The sequence below is a fragment of the Lysobacter enzymogenes genome (genome assembly GCF_017168095.1).
GTDB lineage: Bacteria > Pseudomonadota > Gammaproteobacteria > Xanthomonadales > Xanthomonadaceae > Lysobacter > Lysobacter enzymogenes_D.
Genome location: NZ_LXSD01000168.1, coordinates 1 through 3,026 on the forward strand (window position 1 = coordinate 1; position 3,026 = coordinate 3,026).

Annotated in this window: 2 protein-coding genes; both read left to right on the top strand. The window is 72.4% G+C overall.

Annotation, left to right across the window (positions count from 1 at the left end; all coding sequences use genetic code 11):
* Positions 1-837 (top strand): acyl carrier protein (locus tag A7A76_RS04695; protein WP_206410107.1); only part of this gene is annotated, 837 nt, incomplete at its 5' end.
* The coding region (locus A7A76_RS04700) for a type I polyketide synthase (protein ID WP_241200727.1) at positions 834-3,026 on the top strand (2,193 nt) is incomplete at its 3' end. The genes A7A76_RS04695 and A7A76_RS04700, both read left to right, overlap by 4 nt.

Consider the following 3,026-nt stretch of genomic DNA (forward strand, 5'->3'; position numbering starts at 1 on the left):
GCGCCGGCGCAGCCGCGGACCGTCGTCGCCGCCGCGGCGGCGCCGGCCGTCAACGCTGCGTCGCAGCTGCGCCAGGTCGAGGACGTGCTGCGCGAGACCCTGGCCGAAGTGCTGTACATGAAACCGGCCGATGTCGGCGCCCACACCACCTTCGCCGACCTGGGCATGGACTCGGTGATGGGCGTGGAGTGGCTGCCGATGATCCAGCAGCGCCTGAGCGTGTCGCTGGGCGCGACCAAGATCTACGAATACCCGACGATCCGCGAACTGGCCGCGTACGTGGCGGCGCAGCTGCCTGCGGCTGCGCCGGCGCCGGCCTCATCAGCGCCGACCGCGCCGGTCGCCGCAGCAGCGCCGCCGCAAGCGCGCGTTGCCGCAACCGACAGCGCCAGCGCACCTGCGCCCGTCGCCGCTGCGGCCGCGCCGGCGGGCGAATCCTCCGCACCGGCGCGACTGCGTGAGGTCGAGGATGTGCTGCGCGAGACCCTGGCCGAAGTGCTGTACATGAAACCCGGCGATGTCGGGGTCAACACGCCCTTCGTCGATCTGGGCATGGATTCGGTGATGGGCGTGGAATGGTTGCCGATGATCCAGCAACGCCTCGGCGTATCGCTGGGCGCGACCAAGACCTACGAGTATCCGACGATCCGCGACCTGGCCGGTTATGTGCTGGCGCAGATGCCGGCCGCCGCCGCGCCGTCGTCGTCGCCCGCCGGCGAATCCGATCCGGTCGACCGCTGGCTGCAGGCGATCTACGAGGGCAGGGCGGATCCGGCCGAAGCGCAGCGATGGCTGGCGACGCTGGAAACCGAAGAAACGAGCGGACGGACACCATGAATCGAGAAGACATCCTGCGCGCGCTGCAGACCCGGCAGATCACGCCCGAGCAGGCCAGGCGCATGCTCGCCGCGACCGCGCCGACCGCCGCCGCGACCGCCGTCGCGCCGCAGGCCGCCGTGCCGCAAGCGATTGCGCCGCAAGCCGCCGCATCGTCGGGCACGGCCGCGTCCGCGGCGCCCGCCGCCGCGGACGAGCGCATCGCCATCGTCGGCATGTCCGGCCGCTATCCGGGCGCGCAATCGCTGGACGAATTCTGGGAACTGCTCGCCGCCGGCCGCTCGGGCGTGCGCACAGTGCCCGCGTCGCGCTGGGACGCCGAACAGTTCTACGACCCGCGGCCGCAGCAGCCCGGCAAGATCTATTGCACCGCGCTGGGCTCGATCGACGAGGTCGAGTATTTCGATCCGCTGTTCTTCGGCATTTCGCCGGCCGAAGCCACCGCGATGGACCCGCAGCACCGATTGTTCCTGCAGGAGAGCTACCGCGCGTTCGAGGACGCCGGCTACGCGCCGGCGACGCTGGACGGCGCGCGCTGCGGCGTCTACCTCGGCATCATGGGCAACGAATACGTCGGCCTGTGCAAGCTGGCCGGCGCCGGCATCGGCGAGGTCACCGGCAATTCCTCCTCGATCGCCGCGGCGCGCATCGCCTATCACCTCAATCTGAAGGGCCCGGCGCTGGCGGTGGACACCGCCTGCTCGTCGTCGCTGGTCGCGACCCACCTGGCCTGCCAGGCCTTGCTGGCCGGCGAGATCGACATGGCCCTGGCCGGCGGCGTGACCTTGTACCTGACTCCGGAAACCCACGTCAGCATGTGCGCCGCGGGGATGCTGTCCGCGGCCGGGCGCTGCAGCGCGTTCGACGATTCCGCCGACGGCTTCGTCCCCGGCGAAGGCGTGGGCACGCTGGTGCTCAAGCGCCTGAGCGACGCGATCGCCGCCGGCGACCGTATCCACGCGGTCGTGCTCGGTTCGGGCATCAACCAGGACGGGCGCACCAACGGCATCACCGCGCCCAGCGGCAAGAGCCAGGTCGAACTGCTGCGCGAGGTCTATCGGCGCCACCGCATCGACCCGGGCTCGATCAGCTATGTCGAAGCGCACGGCACCGGCACCCGCCTGGGCGATCCGATCGAATTCGAAGCGCTGGCGACGGTGTTCGGCGAGGCCGGCGCGGCCGCGTATTCGTGCGCGCTGGGCTCGGTCAAGAGCAATATCGGCCACGCCTCCGCCGCGGCCGGCGTCGCCGGCGTGCACAAGACGGTGCTGGCCCTGCGCCAGCGCCAGCTCGCGCCGACCCTGCATTACGCCCGGCCCAATCCGCACATCGAACTGCGCGGCTCGCCGTTCGTGATCAACGCCGAGCTGCGCGAATGGCGCAGCGCCTCGGCGCGCCGCGCCGCGGTGAGTTCGTTCGGCTACAGCGGCACCAACGCGCATCTGGTGCTGGAGGAATGGATCGAGCCGGAAACCGGGGTCGCGGCCGACGACGCCGGCGACGCCCAGTTGTTCGTGCTGTCCGCGCGCGGCGCCGACGAGCTGCGCGAGCAATGCCGCGCGCTGGCCCAGTGGCTGCCGCGCAATCCGCACATTCCCCTGGCCGATGTCGCCTTCACCCTGCAGCACGGGCGCGCCGGGTTCGAGCATCGCCTGGCCTTCCTTGCCGCCAGCCGCGCCGAAGCGCTGGCCCGGCTGGAGGATTTCCTCGCCGGCCGCGACGCGCCGGCGCTGTTCGCCGGCCGGGTCACCGCGCAGATGCGCGAGGCCTTGCGCGCCGCCGCGGACGCGCCCGCGCCGCTGCGCGGCGACGCGCAGGGCTTGGGCGAACTCGCCGCGCGCTGGGTCGGCGGATTCGATCCGGACTGGCGCGCACTGCCGCGCGCCGCGGCGGTGCGTCCGGCGCACCTGCCGACCTATCGCTTCGCCAAGGACCGTTGCTGGGTCGACGGCGCCGAGTATGTGTTCGCCAACAATCGCGCCATGCGTCGCGAAGATATCGCCGGCGACGCCGCCGCGCCGCCGCTGCCGCCGGCCGCGCCCGAACGCGACGTTCCCGCGGAACTGGCCGCGCTGGAACTGCTGATCGCCGACAGCGAACCGGTGCCGGCGCCCGTGCCGGGCGCGATCGACGCCGGCGCGCGCGTCGTCCTGGTCGGCGCCGACGCGCAGCAGGCCGCGCAGTTCGCC